This is a genomic window from Streptomyces sp. ITFR-6 (assembly GCF_031844725.1).
GTDB lineage: Bacteria > Actinomycetota > Actinomycetes > Streptomycetales > Streptomycetaceae > Streptomyces.
Window position 1 is genome coordinate 2,623,914 of the sequence record NZ_CP134612.1, and the last position, 25,766, is coordinate 2,649,679.

The window sequence follows — 25,766 nt, forward strand, 5'->3', positions numbered from 1 at the left end:
CTCAGGGGGGACGGCCGCGATTAGCACGTTCGGGTGATGCGTCAGTCCTTGGCAGCGGCCGGCAGCTCGCTGTCGGAGACCGTCACGTCCTGTTCGGGCACCGCCTGGCCGGAGCGGATCAGGTCGATCCGCCCCATCACCTTGGAGCGCAGGTCGGTCGGTACGTCGTCCTGACCGCAGCAGCGCTTCACCAGCTTCTTCACGGCCTGTTCGAGCCCGTACTTCTCCAGGCAGGGAGAGCACTCACCGAAGTGCGTCTCGAACTTGGTGCAGTCGCTGTCCGGCATCTCCCGGTCGAGGAACTCGTAGAGGTGGTCAAGGACCTCTGAGCAATCCGTCTCGTGCGGCTCTCCGCAGCTCATGAGCCCGAGCCTTTCCGATCGTCCGACTCACCGGCGCCCGCCGGCACGAGCCCGCGGTCACGGGCGTAGTCCTCCAGCATGCCGCGCAGTTGACGGCGGCCCCGGTGCAGTCGGGACATCACCGTACCGATGGGTGTCCCCATGATGTCCGCGATCTCCTTGTAGGCAAAGCCCTCGACATCGGCGAGATAGACGGCGATGCGGAACTCTTCGGGGATCGCCTGCAGCGCGGACTTCACATCGGAGTCGGGCAGGTGGTCGAGGGCCTGGGACTCGGCGGAGCGCAGACCGGTCGACATGTGCGACTCGGCGCGGGCCAGCTGCCAGTCCTCGATCTCCTCGGCCGCACTGCGCTGGGGTTCGCGCTGCTTCTTGCGGTACGAGTTGATGAACGTGTTGGTGAGGATGCGGTACATCCACGCCTTGAGGTTGGTCCCCTCACGGAACTGGTGGAACGAGCCGTACGCCTTGGCGTACGTCTCCTGGACCAGGTCCTCGGCGTCCGCGGGGTTGCGCGTCATGCGCAGCGCGGCCGAGTACATCTGGTCGAGGAAACCGAGGGCATCGCGCTCGAAGCGCGCGTTGCGCTCGGCGGTCGTCTCCTGCGGGCGGCCGTCGTCGGTCCCTGTGTCGGTCCCAGTGACCGGACCCACCTCCTCCAACGCTGTGGCGGAGCCGAAACCGGACCCGCTCGAATCGGAGAATAGTCGACCTTGGTCCGGCGCGGGCTGTCGATCCGATCCGCTCAGTGCCCGCTCGGGAGTGGTCTTGGCCGCGTGCAGCACCGTCCACTCCAGGTCAGCGGCGTTCGAGCGACGCGGGCAGATGGTCGAACCCATGCGACGGACTCCCTCTCCACATACGACGTTGGTGTACCGACATCCCGCACAACAGCGGCCCCTCGCCCAACATTCCCGGGTGTCGCGTCACACGATTCCGGCCAGCCACCCGGTCACCGCGGAGGTGAGGATCTCCATCGCCTGATCCTCGGTCACCCCGGAGCGCTTCGGTACGGCGAAGCCGTGGTCCCCGTGCGGCACCTCGGTGATCCGGTACTCCCCCGGCGGGAATTCGGCGGGTCCGCCGAACGGGTCGTTGCCGCCCTGGACGACGAGCGTGGGCACGCCGGAGGCCAGCAACTCGTTTGCGCGGGACTTCTCCGGGCGGCCCGGGGGGTGCAGCGGGAAGCTGAGCGCGAGGACCGCGCGGGCGCCGAGGCCGGACGCGGTGCGGCAGGCCACCCTGGCCCCTGCGCTGCGCCCGCCGGCGACGACCGGGAGCCCGGCGGCGGCCAGGACCGGCCACAGGTCGCGCCAGCCGGTGTCCAGGGTCTTCGGGGCGGGCGCGAGCTTCTTCCCGGCCACCCGCCAGGGCTGCTCCACCAGAGCGACGCTCACTCCGTGGGCGGGCAGTACGGCGGCCAGCGCCCGCAGGTCCCGGGCCTCGATGCCGCCGCCCGCCCCGTGGCCGAGGGCGAGCAGGAGACGGGGCTCACTCGCGGGCAGCCAGCTGATCCGGGCGGTCCCGGCCCCGGTCTCGACCGTCTCGGTTCGGGGGTGCTTCTCGGTGCGCGTGTCCTTCTTGGTGCGCGGTTCCTTCTCGGTGGCGTTCACGCCTCCATCCAACCAACCCGTGGCGGGCGGACGGGGGTCCGGCGCGTGGCTCGGAACAGCGTGCCTCAGAACAGCGTGCCGACCTCGGGCGCGGCCAGCTCGTCCATCAGCTCGGGGCCGTTGTTGCGGACGTTGCTGACGGCAGTGGCCACCGGGTAGGCCCGCATCAGCCCGCCGGGCGGGGGCGCGAGCAGGCCCCGCAGCTCCTCCACGTCGGTGCGGGAGGGGTCCAGCCAGTCGTCCCAGCGGTCCGGGGTGAGCATCAGCGGCATCCGGGGGTGGATGTCGGCGAGCGCGGCGGGGCCCTCGGCCGGGGCGACGGCGAGCGGGCTCGTCTCCGCCTCCGTGGTGATCACCGAACAGGTCACCCACCAGGCCTGCGGATGGTCGTCCGGCAGGGTGCGGTCGCGCCAGAACTCGTAGAGCCCGGCCATCGCGAAGACAGAGCCGTCGGCGGGGGTCACGAAGTACGGCTGCTTGCGCGGCCGCTTCTTGCGGCCCTTCTCCTCAAGCTGCCGCTCCTCGCTGCCGGTCAGCCACTCGTAATAGCCGTCGGCCGGCAGGATGCAGCGGCGCGAGACGAAGGGGCGGCGGAAGGACGGCTTCTCGTGCACGGTTTCGGCGCGGGCGTTGATCATCCGGGCGCCGCCCTCCGGCGATTTGGCCCAGGAGGGGACGAGCCCCCATTTCAGTGCGCGCAGCTGGCGAACCGGACGCTGGTCATCCGCGTCTTTCACCGGACGCTCCAGTACGGCGTAGACCTCCTTGGTCGGCGCCACGTTGTAGTCGGGCTCCAGAGTCTCGGCCGGTTCCCACTTCTCCACATGGAAAAGTCCGGTCAGATCCTCGGGCCGCCGACTCGCTGCATACCGTCCGCACATAAGTGCCAGACTGCCACGACCGTCATCCCGACCGGACGTCAATACCGCAAGGAGCCGCCCGCGCCATGGACAGCACCGATCTCGGCAATCTCTGGGACCGCGTCTTCGGCACCCAGCCGGCCCCCGAGCAGTGGCTGGTCGTGGTGACCGCCACCGCCGCGCTCATCGCTGTCGTGCCGAACGTCATATGGCGGCTGACCCGCAACGCGATCACCATCGCCCACGAAGGCGGTCACGGGCTGATCGCGCTGCTCAGCGGGCGTCAGCTGTCGGGCATCCGGCTGCACTCGGACACCAGCGGGCTGACGGTGAGCCGGGGCAAGCCGACCGGCATCGGCATGGTCCTCACCGCGGCGGCGGGCTACACCGCGCCGCCGCTGCTCGGGCTCGGGGGCGCCTGGCTGCTGGCCGACGGCCGGATCACGCTGCTGCTCTGGCTGGCCACGGCGCTGCTCGCGGTGATGCTGGTGATGATCCGCAATGTGTACGGGGCCCTGACGGTGATCTTCACCGGTTCGCTCTTCCTGCTGATGTCGTGGCTGGCCTCACCCGACTGGCAGTCGCTGTTCGCGTACAGCGCGGTCTGGTTCCTGCTGCTGGGCGGGGTGCGTCCGGCGTTCGAGCTCCAGTCGAAGCGGCGGCACGGCGGCGCGCCGGACTCGGACGCGGACCAGCTGTCCCGGCTGACGGACGTACCGGCCGCGCTGTGGCTGTTCCTGTTCCACGCCGTGTCGCTCTGCTCGCTGATCGGCGGCGGCCGCTGGCTGCTGGGCCTGTGACCCGGGGGCCGGTCGCGGGACCTGTGGCCCGGCTCCCTTTACCACTCTTTCGTTACGTCCCGGTTTCCGCCTATTTGATCAAGATCCGGGTTTGCGGGGAGCCATTAAAGTGAGCCCATGACCGAAAGTTCCGTGCACCCCGCCCTCTGGCCCGCCCCTCACGCGAGCGGAGCCGTCGACGCGACCGTCACCGTGCCCGGATCGAAGTCGGTCACCAATCGCGCCCTGGTGCTGGCCGCGCTCTCCTCCGAGCCCGGCTGGCTGCGCCGGCCGCTGCGCTCCCGCGACACCCTGCTGATGGCGGACGCGCTGCGCGCGATGGGCGTCGGCATCGAGGAGACGGTGTCCTCCAGCTCCTCGGTCGCGGGCGGCCCGGACGGCTCCGGCGAGGCCTGGCGGGTCATCCCGGCGGGACTGCACGGCCCGGTCACCGTCGACGTCGGCAACGCGGGCACGGTCATGCGCTTCCTGCCCCCGGTGGCGGCCCTCGCGGACGGCCAGGTCCGCTTCGACGGCGACCCGCGCTCCTACGAGCGTCCGCTGACCGGGGTGATCGACGCCCTGCGGGTGCTGGGCGCCCGGATCGACGACGACGGCCGCGGTTCGCTGCCGATGACGGTGCACGGTGGCGGCGCGCTGGACGGCGGGCCCGTCGCGATCGACGCGTCCTCGTCCTCCCAGTTCGTCTCGGCGCTGCTGCTGTCGGCGCCGCGCTTCAACCAGGGCGTGGAGGTGCGCCACACCGGCGCCCGGCTCCCGTCCATGCCGCACATCCGGATGACCGTCGACATGCTGCGGGCCGTCGGCGCCCAGGTCGACGAGCCTGAGACGGGCGGCGAACCGAACGTCTGGCGGGTCTCCCCCTCCGCCCTGCTCGGCCGCGACCTGACCATCGAGCCGGACCTCTCCAACGCCCAGCCGTTCCTGGCCGCCGCGCTGGTCACCGGCGGCCGGGTCACCGTGCCGGACTGGCCGCAGCGCACCACGCAGCCGGGTGACGCGCTGCGCGAGATCTTCACCGCGATGGGCGGCAACTGCGAGCTGGCCGAGCAGGGGCTCACCTTCACCGGCTCCGGCCGGATCCACGGCATCGACGTCGACCTCGGCGAGGTCGGCGAGCTGACCCCGGGCATCGCGGCGGTCGCGGCCCTGGCCGACTCCCCCTCCACCCTGAGCGGCGTGGCCCATCTGCGGCTGCACGAGACGGACCGGCTGGCCGCGCTCACCAAGGAGATCAACGAGCTGGGCGGCGAGGTCACCGAGACCGCCGACGGCCTCCACATCCGGCCGAGGCCGCTGCACGGCGGTACCTTCCATACGTACGACGACCACCGGATGGCCACCGCCGGGGCCGTCATCGGCCTGGCCGTCCCCGGAGTGGAGATCGAGAACGTGGCGACAACCGCCAAGACCCTGCCCGACTTCCCGCAGATGTGGACCGGAATGCTCGGGGCCTGAGACATGCGCCGCTACGGCAAGAACCCCGACGAGGACGACATCCGGGTCCGCCCCAACCGCAAGGGCAACCGGCCCCGTACGCATACCCGCCCCAAGCACGAGGACGCCGAGGACGGCATGGTCCTCACCGTCGACCGGGGCCGCCTCACCTGTCTCGTCGAGGGCCGCACGGTCATCGCGATGAAGGCCCGTGAGCTGGGCCGCAAGGCCGCCGTGGTGGGCGACACCGTCTCCATCGTCGGTGACCTGTCCGGTGACAAGGACACCCTCGCCCGGATCGTCCGGATCGGTGAACGCCGCTCGGTACTGCGCCGGACGGCTGACGACGACGATCCGTTCGAACGGGTGGTGGTCGCCAACGCCGACCAGCTCGCGATCGTCACCGCGCTGGCCGATCCGGAACCCCGCCCGCGCATGATCGACCGCTGTCTGGTCGCCGCGTACGACGGCGGGCTCTCGCCCCTCCTGGTGCTGACCAAGTCCGATCTGGCCTCCCCGGACAAGCTGCTGGAGGCGTACACGCCGCTGGGCGTGCCGTTCATCGTCACCAACCGCGAGGAGCTGGAGAACGGCGACGCGGCGGAGCGGGTCCGGGAGCAGCTGAACGACCGGGTGACGGCCTTCGTCGGGCACTCCGGTGTCGGAAAGACGACGCTGGTCAACGCCCTGGTGCCGAAGGACAGACGGCGTACCACCGGGGTCGTCAACGCGGTCACCGGGCGCGGCCGCCACACCACCACCTCCGCGCTGGCGCTCCCGCTGCCGGACTACCGGGGCTGGGTGATCGACACCCCCGGCGTCCGCTCCTTCGGACTGCACCACATCGACCCGTCCCGGGTCATCAACGCCTTCCCCGACCTCCAGCCCGGCACCGAGGAGTGCCCGCGCGGCTGCACCCACGACAGCCAGCAACCGGAATGCGCGCTGGACGCCTGGGTGGCGGCGGGGCACGCCGATCCGGCCCGGCTGGACTCGCTACGCCGGCTGCTCTCCACCCGGGAGCGACGCGAAGGCGACTGATCCGGGCACGTTTGCGATCACTCGCCACCGGTAAGTGCATAATCACGAATCACGCCCGGCGTAAGAGGCGGTCACCGATGCGGGAGGGGCACTGACGATGGCGTGGCTGCTGGTCGTGGTCGCGGGACTTCTGGAGACGGGCTTCGCCGTCTGTCTGAAGCTCTCGCACGGCTTCACCCGGCTCTGGCCGACCATCGCGTTCTGCATCTTCGCGCTCGGCAGCTTCGGTCTGCTGACCATGTCGCTGAAGAAGCTCGACGTGGGGCCCGCCTACGCGGTGTGGACCGGCATCGGCGCGGCGGGCACCACCATCTACGGCATGATCTTCCTCGACGACGTGGTCTCCACGCTCAAGCTGATCTCGATCTCGCTGGTGATCCTCGGCGTGATCGGTCTCCAGCTCTCGGGGTCCTCGCACTGACCGCACTGACCCCGGTGGCTCAGGCCGGCACGGCCTTCCGGGGGAAGTGGCAGGCGGCCGTGTGGCCCGTCCGGTCCATGACCGGCACCTCGCTCTCGCAGCGCCCGCGCTCCTGCCCGTCCAGCTCGGCGTAGACCGGACAGCGCGAGCGGAACCGGCAGCCCGCGTGGAGCTGGGTCGGACTCGGCGGGTCGCCCGGCAGCAGGATCCTGGCCCGTCGGCGCTCCCGCTCCGGGTCGGGCAGCGGCACGGCCGACAGCAGGGCCCGGGTGTACGGGTGTGCCGGCTGCTCGAAGACCTCCTGCGCGGTGCCCGACTCGACCGTACGGCCGAGGTAGACCACGCTCACCCGGTCCGCGATGTGCCGCACCACGGACAGATCGTGCGAGACGAAGAGATAGGCGAGCCCCAGCTCGGCCTTGAGCCGCTGGAGCAGGTTGATCACCCCGGCCTGCACGGACACGTCGAGCGCCGACACCGGCTCGTCCAGCACCAGGAGTTCGGGTTCGACGGAGAGCGCGCGGGCGATCCCGACCCGCTGGCGCTGTCCGCCCGAGAACTCGTGCGGGAACCGCCCCGCGTGCTCCGGTTCGAGGCCGACCTGCCTGAGCAGTCCGGGGATCCGCCGTGCCACGGTGGCCCGGTCGGCGCGCTGGGCGCGCAGGGGTTCGGCGACGATGTCCCCGACCGTCATCCGGGGGTCGAGGCTGGCCATGGGGTCCTGGAAGACGATCTGGACCCGGCTGCGCAGTGCTCTGCGCTCGCGCTTGGAGAGTCCGTCGAGCGAGCGTCCGAACAGCTCGATCTCGCCTCCCTCCGGGCGGACGAGGTTCAGCAGTTCGAACAGGGTGGTGGATTTCCCCGAACCGGACTCACCGACCAGGGCGAGCGTCTCACCGGCCCGGATGTCGAGGTCGACGCCGTCCACGGCGTGGATGCTGCCGACGCGCCGCTTGAACGCGGTGCCCTTGAGGACGGGGAAGGTCTTGGTGAGCCCGGTGACGCGCAGCACCGGGTCGCCGGGCGGCCGGGAGCGGGCCGGGATCGCCGGCACGGGGAAGACCTCGGCCGGGGAGAGCTCGCGTCCGGCGATCTCGTCGGCGCGCACGCAGGCGGCGAGGTGCGCGTCTCCCTCGCCCCCTGCCAGTGGCGGTTCCGCGACCGTGCAGCGGTCCTCGGCCAGCGGGCAGCGCGGCGCGAAGGCGCAGCCCCTCGGCAGCCGGCCTGCCGCGGGCGGGGAGCCGGGGATGGGGACCAGCACGTCGGACGGGCCGTCGATCCGAGGCACCGCGCCGATCAGTCCGAGGGTGTACGGCATCCGGGGGCGCCGGAAGAGCTCCGCCGCCGGTGCGGTCTCCACGATGCGGCCGGCGTACATCACCGCGACCCGGTCGGCCACCCCGGCGATCACCCCGAGGTCGTGGCTGACCAGCAGCAGCGCGGCGCCGGTCTCGTGCTGGGCGGTGCGCAGGACGTCCAGGACCTGGGCCTGGACGGTGACGTCGAGGGCCGTGGTCGGCTCGTCGGCGACGATGACGTCCGGGTCGTTGGCGATGGCCATCGCGATCATGGCCCGCTGCCGCATGCCGCCGGAGAACTCGTGGGGGAAGGCCTGCGCCCGGGTCCGGGGTTCGGGTATGCCGACGAGGTCCAGCAGGTCCACGGCTTCGGCGCGGGCGCGTTCGCGGGAGACGGTGCGGTGCGCGCGGATGGCCTCGGCGATCTGGTCACCGATCCGGTACACGGGGGTGAAGGCGGAGAGCGGGTCCTGGAAGACCATGCCGATGCGGTTGCCGCGTACCGACGACAGCACGCGGTCATCGGCTCCGACGAGCTCGGTCGTCCCGCTCCCGTCGCCGCCGGCCGAGAGCCGGACGGATCCCCTTACGCCCGCGCCGGACGGCAGCAGCCCCATCACGGCGAGGGCGGTGGCCGACTTCCCCGACCCCGACTCCCCCACCAGGCCCAGCACTTCGCCCCGGCGCAGGGTGAAGCCGACACCGCGCACGGCCGCCACCCCGCCGAAGTCGACGGCGAGGTCCGTCACTTCAAGTACGCCGGTCGTGTCCAGTACGTCGGTCGTGCTCATCGGCCCTTCTCCTCTTTGCTCTTCTTCTTCGCGGTGCGGGCGGCGCCGCGGCCGTGTCCGCCGGTCGGGTCGAGCGCGTCGCGCAGCCCGTCGCCGGCCAGATTCACGGCGAGCACGAAGACGATGAGCAGCCCGGCGGGGAAGAAGAACATCCACGGGTACGTCACCGCGCCGCCGGTCGTGGAGGCGATCAGGGTGCCGAGCGACACATCGGGCGACTGCACCCCGAAGCCGAAGTAGGAGAGCGCCGTCTCACTCATCACGGCTCCGCCCACCGCGATGGTCGCGTCGATGATGAGGAAGGAGGCGACGTTCGGCAGGATGTGCCGCCAGATGACGCGGAAGGGGCCGACGCCCATGTACCGGGCCGCCTGGACGAATTCGCGTTCCTTGAGGGAGAGCGTCATCGAGCGCACCACCCGTGCGGTGATCATCCAGCCGAAGACCGCGAGCAGCCCGACGAAGGCGATCCAGCCGCCGCCTCGCAGCCTGGGCGAGATGATCGCGATGATCAGGAAGGCCGGGAAGACCAGGAGCAGGTCGATGCCGAACATCAGCAGCCGGTCCGTCCAGCCGCCGAAGTAACCCGCGCAGGCACCGGCCAGGGAGGCGAGCACGGTCGAGAACAACGCCACCATCAGGCCGATCAGCAGGGATTTCTGGAGGCCGCGGACCGTCTGGGCGAAGACGTCCTGGCCGATCCGGTTGGTCCCCCACCAGTGCCGGCTGTCCGGTGCCTCGCGCAGCGCGGTGTAGTCGATGTGGCTGTAGTCCCAGTGGCTGATCAGCGGTCCGGCGAAGGCGAGCACGAAGAGCAGCAGCAGGACGGCCCCTCCGGCGAGCGCCCCGCTGTTGTGTACGAAACGGCGCAGCACCACGCTCGCCCGTCCGGCCGGGTGCGGCGGCTCCGCTCCCCCGGCGGCGGCGTCCGCAACGGTCTCTATGACAGCGGTCATGACAGTCGTACTCCTCGGGAGGGTGTTCAGGCGTTCCGGATGCGCGGGTCGAGGGCGGCATGCAGAACATCCGCGAGGAAGCCGGACAGCAGGACCATCACGGCGGCGAACACATTGACGGCGACGACGGAGTTGACGTCGTTCTTGCCGACGGACGAGACGAACCATTCGCCCATCCCGTGCCAGCCGAAGATCGTCTCGGTGAAGGTGGCGCCGGTGAACAGGGCCAGGAATCCGTAGCTGAAGTACGTGGACATGGGGATGAGGGCGGTGCGCAGGCCGTGCTTGAACAGGGCGGCGTTGCGGGTGAGTCCCTTGGCCTGGGCGGTGCGCAGATAGTCGGAGCCGAGGACGTCGAGCATGGTGGAGCGCTGGTAGCGGCTGTAGCTCGCGATGGTGCCGAGTGCGATGGAGACAGTCGGCAGCAGCAGGTGCACCGACCGGTCCTTGAGCACGGTCCAGAATCCGGAGTCCACTCCGGGGCTCTTCTCTCCGGTGAACTTGATGACGTCGGTGCCGGTGCGCTGGTTGAACCAGATGGCCCCGATCTTCAGCAGGACGGCCAGCAGGAACACGGGCGTCGACAGGAGGACGAACGAGACGACGGTGGTCAGCCGGTCGGAGAACCGGTACTGACGGATGGCCGTCCAGGCGCCCGCGAGCACACCGATCACGGTCCCGAGCACGGTGCCGAGCAGCAGCAGCCGCAGGCTGACCCCGATCCGGCGCCCGAACTCCTCCCCCACGGAGGTGCCGTCGATGGTCTGCCCGAGGTCCCCGTGCGCCACCTGCCCGGCCCAGGTGGTGAAGCGGGAGAGCAGCGGCTGGTGGTCGTTGACGCCGAGCGCGGTGAGGTGGTGGTCGACGGAGACCGGCGACAGGGGCGGTTGCCGCCCCTCGTAGTACGCGCGCGGATCGAGCGCCAGTGAGGCCAGCAGATACGAGAGACAGACGGCGGCCAGCAACAGGACCACGTAGTAGGCGAGTCGCTTGGCCAGGAACGCGGCCACTGGTGTTGGTCCTTTGCTGGGGCGTTCAGGAGTCGGACGGGGGGATCGCCACCGCGGCAGGCTCCATCGGTGCAGGTGGTCGGGGTGCGGGACCAGCTTGCCGGTTGATTGTTGCGGCCATGCAAAGAAAATATGAAAGCACTCCGGCTGCCCTCCCGCCGGGCCCGTGGAGGGATCTACGGTCTGCGGAGCTGTGGCCCCGATCGGGCCGCACCGAACCGGAGGAATGAAGCCCGATGCGCAGAACCACCCTGATCGCCATCGCCGCAGCCGTGTCGGCCACCCTGGCGGTGAGTGGCTGCGATTCCTCCGACGGGGACGGAAAGGCGCCCAAGAAGCAGGCGGCGCCCAAGGCCGACGGGCAGAGCATCAACGCCCACCCGGTGAGCGACCTCAAGCAGGGCGGGTCACTGCGGTTCGGCATCGATCAGTGGATCACGCAGTACAACATCAACCAGGTCGACGGCCAGCAGGGCGACGCCCAGGACATCATCAGGGCCGTGCTCCCCGATCTGTTCGACTCCGACGCCAAGGGCGCGATCCACGCCAACCCGAACTTCCTCGTCTCGGCGAAGGTCACCTCGACCAGCCCCCAAGTGGTGGAGTACCAGCTCAACCCGGAGGCCAAGTGGTCCGACGGCAAGCCGCTGGGCTGGAAGGACTTCCGGGCCCAGTGGAAGGCGCTGAACGGCTCCGACGAAGCCTTCGAAGCCGTCGACACCTCGGGCTACGAGCAGATCTCCAAGGTCGAGCAGGGCTCCGGCGCACATGGCGTGAAGATCACGTTCTCCTCGCCGTACGCCGACTGGCAGCGCCTCTTCGACCCGCTGTACCCGGCGTCGTACATCGACACCCCGGAGAAGTTCAACAAGGGCTGGTCGCAGAAGGCCCTGGTGACCGCCAGCTCCTTCAAGGTCGGCAGGTACGACAAGACCGCGCAGACCATCACCCTCGTCCCGGACCCCAAGTGGTGGGGGGACAAGCCGAAGCTGGATTCGGTCGTCTACCGCGTCATCGACTCCGCGGCGGAGACCGAGGCGTATCTCAACAAGGAGATCGACGAGGCGCCCGCGCTGCTTCCCGAGGACTACAAGCGCCTGGTCAAGGCCCCGGACACCGACATCAGGCGAGGAGCGCGCTGGGACGAGGTGCACATCACCCTCAACGGCGGCCGCGGTCCGCTGAAGGACGTGGCGGTGCGCCACGCCGTCTCTGCGGCGATCAACCGCGACGGCGTCAACGAGAGCTTCAGCAAGGACCTCTCCTTCGAACTGAAGCCGCTGAACAACCACTTCTTCATGCCGAACCAGGAGGGGTACCAGGACAACTCCAGCGAGTTCGACAAGTACGACCCAGAGAAGGCGAAGAAGCTGCTGGACGCGGCGGGCTGGAAGGACCAGGGAGAGGGCAAGCCGCGTACCAAGGGCGGCAAGCAGCTCACGGTCGACTACACCCTGAGCGCGGGGTCCACGTCGTCCGCGACGGACCAGGCCGAGCTGGTGCAGCAGATGCTCGGCGCGGTCGGGATCAAGGTGAACATCAAGCAGGTCCCGGCGAACGACTACTTCAACAAGTTCGTCAACACCGGCAACTTCGACATCGTCAGCTTCCGTAACGTCGATGCCGTCTACCAGACGATGCTGACCCCCGTCTTCATCAGCCCCAAGGGGAAGAACCTCTTCCAGAACTTCGGTTCGGTCGGCTCCCCGAAGATCGACGCGCTGCTGAAGAAGGCCGCCGGAACCACCGATCACGCCGAGGCGGTCAAGCTGTACAACGAGGCCGACGTCGAGATCTGGAAGCTCGGCCACTCCATCGAGCTCTACCAGCGCCCGCAGATCGACGCGGTCCGCAAGGGCCTGGCCAACTTCGGCGCGTCCGGACTGGGCGACACGGACTACGCGAAGGTCGGCTGGCTCAAGTAGCCTCCGCTCCCGTCGCACCCCGATCGGTTGCGGCAACGGCACCCGCGGCCCGCTCCACCACGTCCCGCACCAGCGGCACCCCGTCCCCCGGCGTTCCGGGGGACGGGGGCACCAGGGCGTACGACAGGGCGAGCCGCAGGACGAGTTCGCAGGTCGCCACCAGCGCCGCGGGGTCACGCGGCGGGCGCCCTCCGTCATCCAGCGCGGCCACCACTCGGTCCCTGATCCGGTCGAGCAGTTCGGCGGGTGTCGGCGGTCCGGCATCGGCCCGGCGCCGCGCGGGCACGAGTCTCCGGGGCGGGTGGGGCGGGTGGGGCGGGTGGGGCGGGTGGGCCGGGCCCGGTAATCGGTCCCCCCAGCAGCCGGTGAGCAGCCCCCTGACCAGGTCGTCCTTCCGGGTGGCCCGGACCGTCCAGGCGGCGGTGGCGGCCAGCTTGTCGCCGGTACCGCCCGCTGTCCGCAGCGCCCGTTCGACACCGGCCAGGTTGGGTGTCGGCGGCCCGGCTGACCAGGGCGCGGGCCAGCCCGTCCTTGCCGCCGAACTCGTTGTGGAGGGTCTGCCGGGAGACCCCGGCGGCGGCTGCCACATCGACCATCCGCACGGCCCGCCAGGGCCGGGTGGCCAGGGCCGCGCGGGCGGCGTCCAGCAGTGCTTCTCGCGCTGTCGGCATCGTTGCCTCCCACGCAGGGGCCTGCGATTCAGAGTTGACGCGCTCCCCCGGGCTGTCAAGAGTTCAAGCGGCGTCCCGGGGCCCTTTGGCTCTGCTCACCCGCGGTCGATACTGTGACGGTCATGCCCGACTACCACGATGATCTGCGCCTCGCCCACGTGCTGGCCGACGCCGCCGACGCGACGACCATGGACCGGTTCAAGGCCCTGGACCTCAAGGTCGAGACGAAGCCGGACATGACGCCGGTGACCGAGGCCGACAAGTCCACGGAGGAGCTGATCCGCGGCCACCTCCATCGGGCCCGCCCGCGCGACGCGATCCTGGGCGAGGAGTTCGGGGTCGAGGGGACCGGCCCCCGGCGCTGGGTGATCGACCCGATCGACGGCACCAAGAACTACGTACGCGGCGTGCCGGTCTGGGCGACGCTGATCTCGCTGATGGAGGCGGGCGAGGACGGCTTCCAGCCGGTCGTCGGTCTGGTGTCCGCGCCGGCGCTGAACCGGCGCTGGTGGGCGGCGAAGGGCGCGGGCGCGTTCACCGGCCGCAGCCTGACCTCGGCGTCCCGGCTGCGGGTGTCGAAGGTCGAGCGGATCGCGGACTCCTCGTTCGCGTACTCCTCGCTGACCGGCTGGGAGGAGCAGGGCAGGCTCGACGGCTTCATGGATCTGACCCGGGCCTGCTGGCGTACTCGTGGGTACGGGGACTTCTGGCCGTACATGATGGTCGCCGAGGGATCGGTCGACATCTGCGCCGAGCCGGAGCTCTCGCTCTGGGACATGGCGGCGAACGCGATCATCGTGGAGGAGGCGGGCGGCCGTTTCACCAGCCTGGACGGGGCCCCCGGACCGGGCGGTGGCAACGCGGCGGCCTCGAACGGAACGCTCCACCACGAACTGCTGGGCTATCTGAACCAGCGCTACTGACCGTTCCGGACCCGGCGGTACGGCGCTGAGCAGGCGCACCGGCCATCGGAGGGGCGTGCCGCACCACCGCACGCCCCTCCGATGATCTTCACCACCCCTTGTTGCCACCTCTGATCAGTGCGACTCTGAGAGTCCCCCCGCTTGTGAACTTGTGAACCGACTCACAGAGTCGCTCACGAAGGAGGTGGCTCCCTTCATGCTCGTACGTGACGCCATGAGCACGGTGGTCCTCACCATCGGCCCCACCCACACCCTCCGCCAGGCAGCCCGGCTGATGTCGGCGCGCCGGATCGGAGCAGCGGTCGTCCATGACCCGGACACCTGCGGCCTCGGCATCATCACCGAACGCGACATCCTCAACGCGATCGGCGCCGGCCAGAACCCCGACATCGAGACCGCCGCCACCCACACCACCACCGATGTGGTCTTCGCCGCGCCGGCCCGGACCCTGGAGGAGGCGGCCGAGGCCATGACGCACGGCGGCTTCCGGCATCTGATCGTGCTGGACGACAACGGCCCGGTCGGCGTCGTCTCTGTGCGCGACATCATCCGCTGCTGGGCGCCGGCCGGCCGTCACCCTGCGGCGCTGGTCGGCTGAGGCGGGCATACGGACCGGCCGGCCGGCCCCCACGTGGAGGACCGGCCGGCCGGGGCAGGCGGCTGTCAGCCGCGGAGGGCCTGGACCGCCGCTTCCAGCCGCTTGCCGAAGTCACCGTCGGCCTGACGGAAGTTGTTGATCGCGCGCTCGGCTATGTCGTCGCGCGAGACCTTCGAGATGAACCCGGCGAGGTTGTCGATCAGCCGGGCCTTCTCGTCCTCGGAGTAGAGCCGGTAGAGGTTGCCCGCCTGGATGAAGTCGTCGTCCTCCGCGTGCACGGCGGCCTCGTGGGTGCCTGTGGCGCCGGTGACCTGGGTCGGCTCCCACAGCGGGCGGCCGGTCTCGACCGGACCGCCGAAGCTGTTCGGCTCGTAGTTCTTGGCGCCCTTGTGGCGGCCGTCGTACAGGTAGCCGTCACGGCCGTGCGTCCGCGCCTCGGCGGCGTGCGGGCGGTTCACCGGCAGGTGGTCGGCGTTGATGCCGACCCGGTAGCGGTGCGCGTCGCCGTACGCGAAGAGGCGGCCCTGGAGCATCTTGTCCGGGGACGGGCCGATGCCGGGAACGAAGTGCGCGGGGCTGAAGATCGACTGCTCGGTCTCCGCGAAGACGTTGTCCGGGTTCCGGTTCAGCTCCAGCTTGCCGATCTCGAACGGCGGGTAGTCCTCGTGCGGCCACACCTTGGTGAGGTCGAACGGGTTGAAGCGGTAGGTGGTCGCCTCTGCCGCCGGCATGATCTGCACCTGCACCGTCCAGGACGGGAACTCGCCGCGCTCGATGGACTCACGCAGATCGCGCTGGTGGCTGTCCGGGTCCTCACCGGCCAGCTTGTTGGCCTCGTCCTGGGTCAGGTTCCTGATGCCCTGGTCGGTCTTGAAGTGGTACTTGACCCAGAAGACCTCGCCGGCCTCGTTGTTCCACTGGTAGGTGTGCGAGCCGTACCCGTTCATGTGGCGCAGCGTGGCCGGGATGCCCCGGTCACCGAAGAGCCAGGTCACCTGGTGGGTGGACTCGGGTGACAGACCCCAGAAGTCCCAGACGTTGTCCGGCTCCTGCGAGCCGGTGTACGGGTCACGCTTCTGGGTGTGGATGAAGTCGGGGAACTTGATGGCGTCCTTGATGAAGAACACCGGGGTGTTGTTGCCGACGAGGTCGTAGTTGCCGTCCTCGGTGTAGAACTTCAGCGCGAAGCCGCGGGGGTCACGCACCGCGTCGGCGGAGCCGAGGTTGCCGGCGACGGTGGAGAAGCGCAGGAAGGTCTCGGTCCGCTTGCCGACCTCGGAGAGGAACTTCGCCCGCGTCCACCGCGAGACGTCACGGGTCAGCGTGAACGTGCCGTACGCACCGGCGCCCCGGGCGTGCACGATGCGCTCCGGGATGCGCTCGCGGTTGAAGCGGGCGAGCTTCTCCATCAGCGACTGGTCCTGCACCAGCACGGGACCGCCGATGCCGGCGGTCTGGCTGTTCTGGTTGTCGGCGACCGGTGCTCCGGTCTCTGTGGTGAGCGGTCCCTGCGTCACGTGCGCCTCCTGCATCATTCCTACACATTCGTCATGTCGTCATGTCGTCATGTCGTCATGCCGTCATGCCGTCATGCCGTGCACAGCCTGTCCCTGGCCTGCTTCAAACGCGATCCTACATAGGACTTAATCCAAGTCAAGCAGGCATCCAGAGTCACACCAGTTCGGAACAGGACTCCTCCACTGCTAGGCTTGGCCGCATGAGTGACCTGCTGGAACGACTTCGTGGACGCGGCTGGCGCATGACCGCACAGCGGCGCGTCGTGGCCGAGGTGCTCGACGGGGAGCATGTGCACCTGACGGCCGACGAGGTGCACGCCCGCGCCGTCGCGAAGCTGCCCGAGATCTCCAGGGCCACCGTCTACAACACGCTGGGCGAGATGGTGACGCTCGGTGAGGTCATCGAGGTCTCCACCGACCGCCGGGCCAAGCGGTACGACCCCAACGCGCACCGCCCCCACCACCACCTGGTCTGCGCCACCTGCGGCGCCATCCGCGACGTGCACCCGGCGGGCGACCCGCTGGCGGACCTGCCGGCCGGCGAGCGCTTCGGCTTCACGATCTCCGGCGTCGAGATGACGTACCGGGGCATCTGCCCGAACTGCGCCGCGGCCGCCTGACGCCACCCGCCCGCACCCCGGACCGGGCGCGCACACCCAAAACCGGGGGCCTCGGACCCCACCCCCGCAGCGCCCCGCACCCCCTGGCCCCGCACTGGAGACCCCGGCGCGGGGCTTCTTCCGTCTGCCCGCGGTACCGACCCCCGCGCACCCCCTTCCCGAATCTGACGGGTCGTCATATCGTCATCGACGATCACCGCCGCCCCGCGGCGGCTCCGCACCTCGAACACGTACGAGGAGAGACCCGTGGGAGACCCGCACCCGAACCCACCCCCCGCGCCACCGCCACCGCCGTCCACCGACGCCCCCAAACTCCGCGCCCGCTCCCTGGCCCGCTCCTTCGGACGGGGGTCCAAGGCCCTGGCCGCCCTCGGGCCGGTCGATCTCGACATCCTGCCGGGCGAGTTCGCCTGCATCGTCGGCCCGTCCGGCTGCGGCAAGTCCACCCTGCTCAGGATCGCGGCCGGACTGCTGCGCCCCAGCGCCGGCGAACTGTCCATCCGCACGGCAGCGGCCCGGCCCGCCGCGATGATCTTCCAGGACTACGGGATCTACGACTGGAAGACCGTCCTGGCCAACGTGCGCTTCGGCCTCGACATCCAGCGCGTCCCCCGCAAGGAGGCCGACGCCAGGGCGCGCGACTGGCTGTCTCGGATCGGGCTCGCCGAATTCGCCGGCGCCTACCCGGCCGCGCTCTCCGGCGGGATGCGCCAGCGGGTGGCGATCGCCCGCGCACTCGCCGTCGAGCCCGAGATCCTGCTGATGGACGAGCCCTTCGCGGCGCTCGACGCCCAGCTGCGCACGATCCTCCAGGACGAACTGCTGGATCTCACCCAGACCACCCGCACCACCACCCTCTTCATCACGCACAGCCTGGAGGAGGCGATCGTGCTCGGGGACCGGGTGCTCGTGATGTCCGCCCGCCCCGGCCGGATCATCGCGGAGCACCGCCCGCCGTTCGAGCGGCCGCGCACCGGCGACATCCGCTCGACGCCGGAGTTCACCGCGCTGAAGAGCGAGTTGTGGGACCTGCTGCGCGGCGAGGTCCGCGGAGAGGCGGCCCTGGCATGAGCACCGCCGTGAAGTCCGCGCCCGAGGAGGAGCAGGTGCTGGTCCGCAGGCCGGGCCCGCAGGAACTGCACCCCGTACGCACCCACCGCAGGCGCCGCACCCTGGAAATCGCGCTCGCCGTCGCCGTACCGCTGCTCCTGGTGCTGCTCTGGCAGCTGGCCGCCGCCCAGTCCTGGATCGACGACCGGGTCTATCCCGCACCCTCCACGATCTTCGCGGACGGCTGGGACCGGGCCGCCGACGGCGAACTGTGGCCGGATGTGTGGGCCACGCTCAAACGAGTTCTCGGCGGCTATGTGATCGGCACGGTCGCGGGCTACGCACTCGGCCTGCTGATGGGTTCGCTCGCCCTGGTGCGGGCGGCACTGGAGCCGTTGCTCGACGCCCTGTACGTCGTACCCAAACTGGCCCTGCTGCCGGTCTTCCTCAACATGTTCGGCCTCGGCGAAGGGCCGCAGATCGCCCTGGTCGCCGCCACCGTCTTCTTCTTCGTCTGGATCTCGACCATGGCCGCCGTGCTCGCCGTCCCGGACGGCCACCGGGACGCGGGTCAGGTGTTCGGCGCCTCGCCCTGGCAGATGTTCCGGCACGTGCTCCTGCCCGCGTCGCTGCCCGCGGTGCTGGTCGGCGCGCGGATCGCGGCCGGGGTGGCGGTGCTGGTCATCGTCGCGTCCGAGCAGATCGCGGCGGCCGACGGGCTGGGCCACCTGATCTTCGACTCCCGGGCGCTGTTCCAGAACGACGTGATGTTCGTCGGGATCGTCTGTGTGGCGGTGCTCGGCGTCGTCTTCTCCGAAGTGGTCCGGATCGCCGGCCGGCTGCTCACTCCCTGGGCCCCGCGCGACCGGGGCCGCAGCCAGTCGTGAACCGCAAACCTCGTTCCCCGTACGGAGGCACTGTGCGCACACGTACCCCCTTCACCCGCACCGTCGTGCTCGTGGCGGCATCCCTGCTCGGCGCGGCGGGCTGCGCCGGGAACGACTCATCGGGCGACGACTCCGCCGGTTCCGCAGCGCCCCGCACCGTCGAGCCCGTCGCGGGCTGCGGTGCCGGGAGCTGGACCGACCCCTCCGACCTGGCGCCAGGACGCAAGCCCGCCCGCTGCGAGAAGGGGGCACCCGCTCCCCGGCCGCTGGCGAAGAAGCGGAAGATCGTGCTGGCCACCGGCACCCTGAGCGCGGAGTACGTCGCTCCGCTCCAGGTCGCGGTGGCCAAGGGCGAGTTCGCGAAGGAGGGCCTGGACGTCCAGCTGAAGGTGCTCCCCACCCCGGACGTGCTGCCCCTGCTCGCCAAGGGCGACGTCGACGCCCAGTGGGCGGCCCCGGAGGTCGCGGTGATGAACGGCATCAACGGCGGCTTCGACATCAAGTGGGTCGCGGGCAACTTCTCCCCCGACCCGACATCGAAGAGCGGACTGTGGGTGCGCCTCAAGGACGGCGAGAGCGCCGAACACGTCGACATGGCGGGCCGGAAACTCGGCACGATGATCGGCAAGGGCTCGGTGATCGCCTACCCGATGGACACCTCGCTGAAGAAGCACGGCGGCGGGCTCGACAAGATCAGCTTCCAGCAGCTCGGCTCCGCGGACGTACTGACCGCCCTGCAGAACGGGGGCGTGGACTCCGCCTGGCTGCTCGACCCGATCTGGCGCAAGGTCGACGGCGACAAGAAGTTCGCCTTCCTCGGCGGCCAGCCGGTCGGTGAGCCGCTCGGCGGTCTCCTGTTCGGCCCGACGCTGCTGAACAAGGACCCGGACGCGGGCGTCGCCTTCCTCCGCGCCTACATCCGTACGGTGAACACCTACTTCGCCGGCGACTACAAGTCCGACCCCGCCTTCGTCAGCGAGCTGGCCGAGCTGATGAAGACCGACGAGGCCACCCTGCGCTCGACACCCTCGCTGCGGATGGACTGGGAGATCCGCAAGGGCACCACGGACCGGGTGCAGAAGGCGTACGCCGACTCCGGCGTCGAGACGGGCACACCGGTACCGGAGGAGAAGGCCGTGGACCGTGCGATGTACAGCGAGGCCGTGGGCCACAAGCCCTGAGCCGGGCCGCCTCGTGAGGCATGCGCAGAGGGGAACATGCACAGAGGGGAACATGCACAGAGGGCCGGATCCTCGAAAGGATCCGGCCCTCTGTCTTTAGTAGCGGGGACAGGATTTGAACCTGCGACCTCTGGGTTATGAGCCCAGCGAGCTACCGAGCTGCTCCACCCCGCGCCGTTGTGATCCCCACATTACGTCACCCCTCCGGACCAGCGCAAATCCCTTCCCGGGCCCCTGCCCCGACCCCCATCAAGCCCAGCCACATCAAGCCCCTCCGGCGATTGAGGACAAAAGGCGGGGCCGAAGGCGCCGCGCCCCCGAACACCCGCCCCGGCCCCAACCCGCGCCCGCACCCCGACCCCGCCTACGCGGTCAGCTCCTGATGCAGCGCCTCGCGCAACCGCGCCGCCCGCTCCGAGACCTCCGCCGGCCCCAGCTCGACCGCCCGCGCACACCACCGCTGCCCCTCCGTGAGCTCACCGCGGCGCGCGGCCAGCAGGGCCAGGCGCAAGGCGGCCCGCCCGTGCCCGTCATTCGCGGCGCGGCTCCACCACAGCGCCGCCTCGCGCTCACTGCCCTCGCGGGCGAGCAGCAGACCGAGGTTGAAGGCCCCGTTGCGGCTGCCCGACTCCGCCGCCTCCCGGTACCACCGGCTCGCGCTCTCCACATCGCCCCGGGACGCTGCGAGCATCCCGACGCGCACCTGGGCCCGGCGGTGGCCCTGCTCGGCGGCGCGCTCGTACCACTCCTCGCACTCGGACTTCTCGGGCATCGGCTCCCCCAGGGCGGGCGGCCCCGGCGGCGGCAGCCGCGAATCCAGCACCCCGGCCAGCCGGAAGGCCGCCTCCGCGCTGCCGCCACCCGCGGCGCAGCGCAGGTGGCGCTCCGCCTCCCGCTCCTCGCCGTGGTGCAGCAGCGCCATGCCGACCTGGAGCGCCGCCTCGGTGTGGCCGGCCGCCGCTGCGCGCTCGTACCAGAGCAGCGCGGCCCGGTCCTCGTCGCGCCCGGCGTGCAGGATGCCCAGGTTGAACGCGGCGTCGACGCTGCCCGCCTCGGCCGCCTTGGAGAACCACGGCTCCGCGCCGGTCGCGTCGCCCGCCTGGAGCAGGAGCACGGCCAGCGCGTTGGCGGCCTCGCGGTGACCGGCGTACGCGGCGCGCCGGTACCACTGCTCGGCCTGCGCCGTACGGTCCTGGGCAGCGCAGAGCAGCCCCAGGTTGTACGCGCCGTTGACGTCACCGGCGTCCATGGCCGCGCGGTACCAGCGCTCGGCGGTCTGCTGCTCGCCGCGGGCCGCGTGCAGCGCGCCGAGCGCGTTGGCGGCGTTGCCGTCGCCCTCCTGCGCGGCACGCAGCCACCACACGGCCGCGCTCTCCCGGTCTCCGGCGTCACGGAGCAGGAAGCCGAGCGCGCACGCGGCACGCGCCTCGCCCGCCTTGGCCGCGATGAGGTACCAGCGGCCGGCCTCCTTCAGCTCGCCGCGCTGCTCCAGGATGGCGCCGAGGTGCAGGGCGGCACGGCGGTGCCCGCGCGCGGCGGCCTGCCGGTACCACTGCTCGGCCTCACCGACCCGGCCCGCTTCGGGCCCGGCGACCGGGCTGTCATCCTTGCGCACGGCCGCCCGGCCTGCGGCGGTGTCCGTTCCGGTGCGGGGACGGAGACCGCCGGGGGCCGGGCGGCCGAACGCGTCGTGCGCGTCGTCCGCCGCGTGGCGCTCCACCATCCGTGCCAGCCGGTACGCGGCTTCGCGGTGCCCCTGCTCGGCGGCGGCGCGCAGCCAGCGCTCGGCGCCGACGTCGCTGCGGTGCTCCAGCAGATCCGCGAGGGCGTACGCCCCCAGCGCGTGCCCCTGCTCGGCGGACTGGCGGAGCCAGTACTCGGCGCCGGGCTCGTCGCCGCGCTCGCGGTAGTGGCGCCCGAGGGCGTGCGCGGCCGCGGCGGAGCCGGCGACGGCGGCGATCCGCCACCAGTCGGCAGCCTCGTCCGGGTAGCCGCGCTGGTGCAGCAGAACTCCCAGGTTGTTGGCCGCCGCACGGTCACCGTCGGCGGTGGCCGCACGCAGGTAGGTCTCGGCACCGGCCAGATCGCCCCGGCGCAGCAGCAACGCGCCGAGGACGCTCATCGACGCGGTGTCTCCGGCGTCGGCGGCGCGACGGTGGCGCGCCTCACTCTCGGCGTTGTCCGCACTCTCTGCGGTCTCCGCGCCCTCGGCGTTCTCCACGCCGCCCGCGGACTCTGCGGTCTCTGCACTTTCGACGGTCGCGGCACACTCCGCAGTCTCGGCGGTCTCGATGTAGTCGTTGTACCGTGCGGCGGCGGCAAATGCCACATCCAGCACGTTTTCCGCCGGATGGGCGTGACGCTGACCAAACCGCCCTGTCTCCAACAGAGTTGCCCTGTCCCCCATAAATACCATCGTCGCACCACCTGTAACCCGCGCACACCTGGTATATCGCGGCCAGAGAGGTCAATTCAGCGTTTTGTCGACTTGCCCACAGAGAGACAAGTCAAACACGCCCCTGCCCAACTGGTGCCCCATGAACCGCACTTCACGCAGACTGCACGGAAAAGCCATGATGACACGGCGAAGGCCCGGATCCTCGAGAGGATCCGGGCCTTCGTCTTTCAGTAGCGGGGACAGGATTTGAACCTGCGACCTCTGGGTTATGAGCCCAGCGAGCTACCGAGCTGCTCCACCCCGCGCCGTTGTGTTCAAACCGTACCACGGCGCGAAGGTGAAGCTTTACCGAGTCACTCAGCCACCACTATCAGCCTTGTCGCTCTTATCTTCCGTGTCCGGCTTGCTGGCGTTATCGGCCTTATCGGACTTGTCCGTGTCGCTGGGACTGCCGGACTTGGGCTGCGCGGCCGCTGCCCGCTGCAGGGCGTCCTGCAGATCCGTCTGGGCCTTGCCGTAGGCGGTCCAGTCCTGCTCCTTGAGGGCCGCCTCGCCTTCCGTATAGGCCTTCTGGGCGTCCGCGATCGCCTTCTTCAGCGCCGCGTCGCCGGTGGCCGGCGGCTGCGTGGTGTCACCCGGTGGTCGCGTGTTCTCCGCCGGTGGCTGGCTCGTATCGGAGTCGTCCACCCCGAAGACCGCGTTGAGCGCCTCCCCGAGACTGTTCTCGAAGACAATCTTCGACCCGTAGGAGGCGGCGACCTTGCGCAGCAGCGGATAGTTCTGCGTGCCACCGCGCGTGTACACCGGCTCGATGTACAGGAAGCCCCCTTCGAGCGGCACCGTCAGCAGGTTGCCGTACTCGATGTCGGAGTCGGTGCCCTTGAGGTTTCTCACGAACTCGGCGACGTCGTCGTTGCCGTTGAGCTCACTCTGTACCTGGCCGGGCCCCTTCACCGTGGTGGTGACTCTGAGCAGTCTTATCGTGCCGTAGTCCTTGCTGGACGCATCGGCGTCCACCGCCATGAACGCCCCCAGGTCGGGCCGCCCCTTGGGAGTGAACGTCGTCGTCAGCGAGAACTTCTGAGCCTTCTGGTCCGGCATCTTTATGCTCAGGTAGTACGGCGGAACGGCACCGGACTCCTTGTTGGTCGGGTCGTCCGGGACCTGCCACGCGTCACTGCCGCTGTAGAACTGGGCGGGGTTCTCCACGTGGTAGCGGGTCAGCAGCTCGCGCTGCACCTTGAACAGGTCCTGCGGATAGCGCAGGTGGTCCATCAGGTCCTGCGGGATGTCCGCCCGGGGCTTCACGGTCCCCGGGAACGCCTTGCGCCAGGTCTTGAGGATCGGGTCCTCGGTGTCCCACTCGTAGAGCTTGACCGTGCCGTCGTACGCGTCGACGGTGGCCTTGACCGAGTTGCGGATGTAGTTGACCTGGTTCTGCTGGGCGACGACGGCACGCTGGTTGGTGGTCAGCGAGTCGGCTGTGGTGTCACCCAGCGTCGTACGCGAGGCGTACGGGTAGCCGTTGGTCGTGGTGTACGCGTCGACGACCCACTGGATGCGGCCCTTGACCACGGCCGGGTAGGCGTCGCCGTCGATGGTCAGCCAGGGAGCGACCGCCTCGACCCGCTCCTTGGGGGTGCGGTTGTACAGGATCCGCGAGCCGTCACCGATGGCTCCCGAGTACAGGATCTGCGGTTCGCTGAACGCCACCGCGTAGGCGGCGCGGTTGAACGCGTTGGAGAGACTGACCCCGCTCTTGCCCTTGTAGCTGGTGGTCTTCTCGCCGTCCTCCTCGTAGTCGAGCTCCTTCTGGGGCCCGCCGACGATGGAGTACTGCTCGGTCTTCTCGCCGTAGTAGATCTCCTGCTGGTACGAGCCCAGCTCACCGGTGGTCGGCAGGCCGGACTCGGTGAAGTCGGGAGATCCCTTCGGGTTCTTGCCGGTCGTGGTGCCCCGGGCGGCGATCGCACCGTAGCCGTGGGTGTAGGTGAAGTGGTCGTTGATCCAGTTGCGCTTGGGGATGCCCTGGAGGTTGAGCTCGCGCAGACCGATGACCGTGTCCTGCTCCTTGCCGGCCTTGTCCTTGTAGCGGTCGACGTCCAGCGTCTTGGGGAACTGGTAGTAGTTCCTCTTCTGCTGGAGCTGCTGGAAGGCCGGGGAGACGACGTTGGGGTCCATCACCCGGTAGCTGGCCGCGGCGTCCGCGCTGGCGCGGAGCTTCGTCTCGTCCTCCGTGGTGCTCTTGCCCGCGTAGTCGTCGACCTGTGCGTTGTCGATGTCGTACGCGTCACGCGTGGCATCGATGTTCTTCCGGATGAACGGGGCTTCCTTGGCCTGCTCGTTCGGCTGGACCTGGAACTTCTGCACGATCGCCGGGTAGAGCCCGCCGATCAGGATCGCGGAGAGGACCATCAGCCCGAAACCGATCACCGGCAGCTGCCAGGTGCGGCGCCAGAGCGTCGCGAAGAACAGCACGGCACAGATCGCGGCGATGCAGAACAGGATCGTCTTCGCCGGGAGATAGGCGTTGGCGTCGACGTACCGCAGGCCCGTCCAGTTGTCCGTGGCCTTGAAGTCGCTGGACTTCACGGCCAGGCCGTAGCGGTCGAGCCAGTACGCCACGGCCTTCAGCGCGACGAAGATGCCGAGCAGCACCGAGAGATGGCCGGTGGCCGCCCCCGTCGCCCGCGCGCCGGGGCTGGTGATGCGCAGCCCGCCGTACAGGTAGTGCGTCAGCGCGGCGGCGACCAGTGAGAGCACCGTGGCCGCGAAGCCGAAGCCCAGCAGGAAGCGGTACCAGGGCAGGTCGAAGGCGAAGAAGGACACGTCCAGATGGAACTGGGGGTCCTTCTGCCCGAACGACACGCCGTTCACGTACATCAGCCAGGTACGCCACTGACCGGAGGAGGACGCTCCGGCGATCAGACCGACGAGCGCGGTGATCGCGAGCAGCACCCACTTCTTGTACGGGGCGAGGCTCATCCGGTAGCGGTCCAGGCTCTGCTGTTCCAGCGACATCGCGCTCAGCGGCGGCCGGAGCCGGTGCGCGAGCCAGATGTTCACACCGACGGCCACGGCCATCAGCAGTCCGAAGACGAGGAACAGTCCGATCTTGGTCCACAGGGTGGTGGTGAAGACGGATGAATACGCGACCGACCTGTACCAGAGCCAGTCCGTCCAGAACCCCGCAAACATGACGAACGCCATGGCGAGAATCGCCAGGACGCCCAGTGTCATGAGCAGGGTTCGGGCGCGCCGGGACGGGCGGCCGACTCTGATCCGTGGCCCTGTCGGGCCTCCGCCGCGGTCCGGCATCTGGAAAGCCAACGTGCGCACCTCAAAGTTCGCGGTCGTGTTGAAGGGGCCCCGCGATCGTAGAGCCCACCTATGCAACTTGCTGAGGC

21 protein-coding genes, 2 tRNA genes and 1 pseudogene are annotated in these 25,766 nt (G+C 70.0%); 11 read left to right on the plus strand and 13 right to left on the minus strand.

What is annotated here, in order from left to right; genetic code table 11:
* Window positions 1–41 precede the first annotated feature (41 nt).
* From rsrA to RLT59_RS11645, 4 genes are all read right to left on the minus strand, one after another.
* On the minus strand, window positions 42–362 hold the full coding sequence (gene rsrA / locus RLT59_RS11630; protein ID WP_073737027.1) for a mycothiol system anti-sigma-R factor: 321 nt from the start codon (window positions 360–362) through the stop codon (window positions 42–44).
* The gene (locus RLT59_RS11635) at window positions 359–1,015 is read right to left on the minus strand and encodes a sigma-70 family RNA polymerase sigma factor (protein WP_018105559.1); all 657 of its coding nucleotides are present in this window, start codon (window positions 1,013–1,015) and stop codon (window positions 359–361) included. The genes rsrA and RLT59_RS11635 overlap by 4 nt, the downstream gene beginning before the upstream one ends.
* 273 nt (window positions 1,016–1,288) lie before the next feature.
* Entirely contained in the window at window positions 1,289–1,975 is a 687-nt protein-coding gene (locus RLT59_RS11640) for an alpha/beta hydrolase family protein (protein WP_311303334.1), read from the minus strand.
* A 65-nt stretch (window positions 1,976–2,040) separates the two neighbouring features.
* Window positions 2,041–2,856, minus strand: coding sequence for an SOS response-associated peptidase (locus RLT59_RS11645; protein ID WP_311303335.1), 816 nt, complete (start codon window positions 2,854–2,856; stop codon window positions 2,041–2,043).
* Between the two features lie 65 nt (window positions 2,857–2,921).
* Between RLT59_RS11645 and RLT59_RS11650 the strand changes: the two genes are divergently transcribed.
* From RLT59_RS11650 to RLT59_RS11665, 4 genes are all read left to right on the plus strand, one after another.
* Window positions 2,922–3,635 carry a M50 family metallopeptidase gene (locus RLT59_RS11650; RefSeq protein WP_311303336.1) on the plus strand — a complete coding sequence of 238 codons (714 nt, stop codon included), beginning with the start codon at window positions 2,922–2,924 and terminating at the stop codon, window positions 3,633–3,635.
* 117 nt (window positions 3,636–3,752) lie between these two features.
* Window positions 3,753–5,093: a 3-phosphoshikimate 1-carboxyvinyltransferase gene (gene aroA / locus RLT59_RS11655; protein ID WP_311303337.1), complete on the plus strand. Its 1,341-nt coding sequence runs from the start codon at window positions 3,753–3,755 to the stop codon at window positions 5,091–5,093.
* Between the two features lie 3 nt (window positions 5,094–5,096).
* Window positions 5,097–6,113 (plus strand): ribosome small subunit-dependent GTPase A, encoded by a 1,017-nt coding sequence (rsgA, locus tag RLT59_RS11660; protein WP_073737033.1) that lies wholly within the window; start codon window positions 5,097–5,099, stop codon window positions 6,111–6,113.
* 97 nt (window positions 6,114–6,210) lie between these two features.
* Window positions 6,211–6,534, plus strand: coding sequence for a DMT family transporter (locus RLT59_RS11665; protein WP_311303338.1), 324 nt, complete (start codon window positions 6,211–6,213; stop codon window positions 6,532–6,534).
* Between the two features lie 19 nt (window positions 6,535–6,553).
* Here the strand turns inward: RLT59_RS11665 and RLT59_RS11670 are convergent, their stop codons facing one another.
* From RLT59_RS11670 to RLT59_RS11680, 3 genes are read right to left on the minus strand one after another with little or no spacing between them, the layout of a single operon-like run.
* Window positions 6,554–8,623: an ABC transporter ATP-binding protein gene (locus tag RLT59_RS11670; RefSeq protein WP_311303339.1), complete on the minus strand. Its 2,070-nt coding sequence runs from the start codon at window positions 8,621–8,623 to the stop codon at window positions 6,554–6,556.
* Window positions 8,620–9,579 (minus strand): ABC transporter permease, encoded by a 960-nt coding sequence (locus RLT59_RS11675; RefSeq protein ID WP_311303340.1) that lies wholly within the window; start codon window positions 9,577–9,579, stop codon window positions 8,620–8,622. Before RLT59_RS11675 ends, RLT59_RS11670 begins: the two co-directional genes overlap by 4 nt.
* 26 nt (window positions 9,580–9,605) lie before the next feature.
* Complete coding sequence (locus tag RLT59_RS11680) at window positions 9,606–10,589, minus strand: ABC transporter permease (RefSeq protein ID WP_311303341.1); 984 nt, start codon at window positions 10,587–10,589, stop codon at window positions 9,606–9,608.
* Window positions 10,590–10,825: 236 nt separating this feature from the next.
* On the opposite strand from RLT59_RS11680, the gene RLT59_RS11685 reads away from it, so the two are divergent.
* Complete coding sequence (locus RLT59_RS11685) at window positions 10,826–12,514, plus strand: ABC transporter family substrate-binding protein (RefSeq protein WP_311303342.1); 1,689 nt, start codon at window positions 10,826–10,828, stop codon at window positions 12,512–12,514.
* Here the strand turns inward: RLT59_RS11685 and RLT59_RS11690 are convergent.
* Window positions 12,507–13,185 (minus strand): annotated as a pseudogene (locus RLT59_RS11690) (TetR/AcrR family transcriptional regulator). The gene RLT59_RS11685 and the pseudogene RLT59_RS11690 overlap by 8 nt on opposite strands.
* A 122-nt stretch (window positions 13,186–13,307) precedes the next feature.
* Between RLT59_RS11690 and hisN the strand changes: the two are divergent.
* Both hisN and RLT59_RS11700 read left to right on the plus strand, forming a co-directional pair.
* The gene (gene hisN / locus RLT59_RS11695) at window positions 13,308–14,108 is read left to right on the plus strand and encodes a histidinol-phosphatase (RefSeq protein WP_311303343.1); all 801 of its coding nucleotides are present in this window, start codon (window positions 13,308–13,310) and stop codon (window positions 14,106–14,108) included.
* Between the two features lie 196 nt (window positions 14,109–14,304).
* On the plus strand, window positions 14,305–14,706 hold the full coding sequence (locus RLT59_RS11700; RefSeq protein WP_311303344.1) for a CBS domain-containing protein: 402 nt from the start codon (window positions 14,305–14,307) through the stop codon (window positions 14,704–14,706).
* Between the two features lie 65 nt (window positions 14,707–14,771).
* Here the strand turns inward: RLT59_RS11700 and RLT59_RS11705 are convergent, their stop codons facing one another.
* A complete protein-coding gene (locus RLT59_RS11705; protein WP_311303345.1) occupies window positions 14,772–16,241 on the minus strand; it encodes a catalase in 1,470 nt (489 codons plus the stop codon).
* Window positions 16,242–16,423: 182 nt separating this feature from the next.
* Here RLT59_RS11705 and RLT59_RS11710 point away from each other — a divergent pair, with 182 nt between their 5' ends.
* The 4 genes from RLT59_RS11710 to RLT59_RS11725 all read left to right on the plus strand — a co-directional run bounded on the left by RLT59_RS11710 (window position 16,424) and on the right by RLT59_RS11725 (window position 19,961).
* Entirely contained in the window at window positions 16,424–16,843 is a 420-nt protein-coding gene (locus tag RLT59_RS11710; protein WP_311303346.1) for a Fur family transcriptional regulator, read from the plus strand.
* A 246-nt stretch (window positions 16,844–17,089) separates the two neighbouring features.
* Window positions 17,090–17,914: an ABC transporter ATP-binding protein gene (locus tag RLT59_RS11715; RefSeq protein WP_311303347.1), complete on the plus strand. Its 825-nt coding sequence runs from the start codon at window positions 17,090–17,092 to the stop codon at window positions 17,912–17,914.
* Entirely contained in the window at window positions 17,911–18,780 is an 870-nt protein-coding gene (locus RLT59_RS11720; protein ID WP_311303348.1) for an ABC transporter permease, read from the plus strand. Before RLT59_RS11715 ends, RLT59_RS11720 begins: the two co-directional genes overlap by 4 nt.
* A 32-nt stretch (window positions 18,781–18,812) precedes the next feature.
* Window positions 18,813–19,961 (plus strand): ABC transporter substrate-binding protein, encoded by a 1,149-nt coding sequence (locus RLT59_RS11725; protein WP_311303349.1) that lies wholly within the window; start codon window positions 18,813–18,815, stop codon window positions 19,959–19,961.
* Between the two features lie 100 nt (window positions 19,962–20,061).
* Here RLT59_RS11725 and RLT59_RS11730 read toward each other — a convergent pair.
* The 4 genes from RLT59_RS11730 to RLT59_RS11745 all read right to left on the minus strand — a co-directional run bounded on the left by RLT59_RS11730 (window position 20,062) and on the right by RLT59_RS11745 (window position 25,677).
* Window positions 20,062–20,135 (minus strand) — tRNA-Met (locus RLT59_RS11730).
* A 190-nt stretch (window positions 20,136–20,325) separates the two neighbouring features.
* Window positions 20,326–22,377: a tetratricopeptide repeat protein gene (locus RLT59_RS11735; protein WP_311303350.1), complete on the minus strand. Its 2,052-nt coding sequence runs from the start codon at window positions 22,375–22,377 to the stop codon at window positions 20,326–20,328.
* A gap of 213 nt (window positions 22,378–22,590) precedes the next feature.
* Window positions 22,591–22,664: transfer RNA gene (locus RLT59_RS11740), tRNA-Met, on the minus strand.
* A gap of 52 nt (window positions 22,665–22,716) precedes the next feature.
* The gene (locus RLT59_RS11745; protein ID WP_311307692.1) at window positions 22,717–25,677 is read right to left on the minus strand and encodes a UPF0182 family membrane protein; all 2,961 of its coding nucleotides are present in this window, start codon (window positions 25,675–25,677) and stop codon (window positions 22,717–22,719) included.
* Window positions 25,678–25,766: the final 89 nt, after the last annotated feature.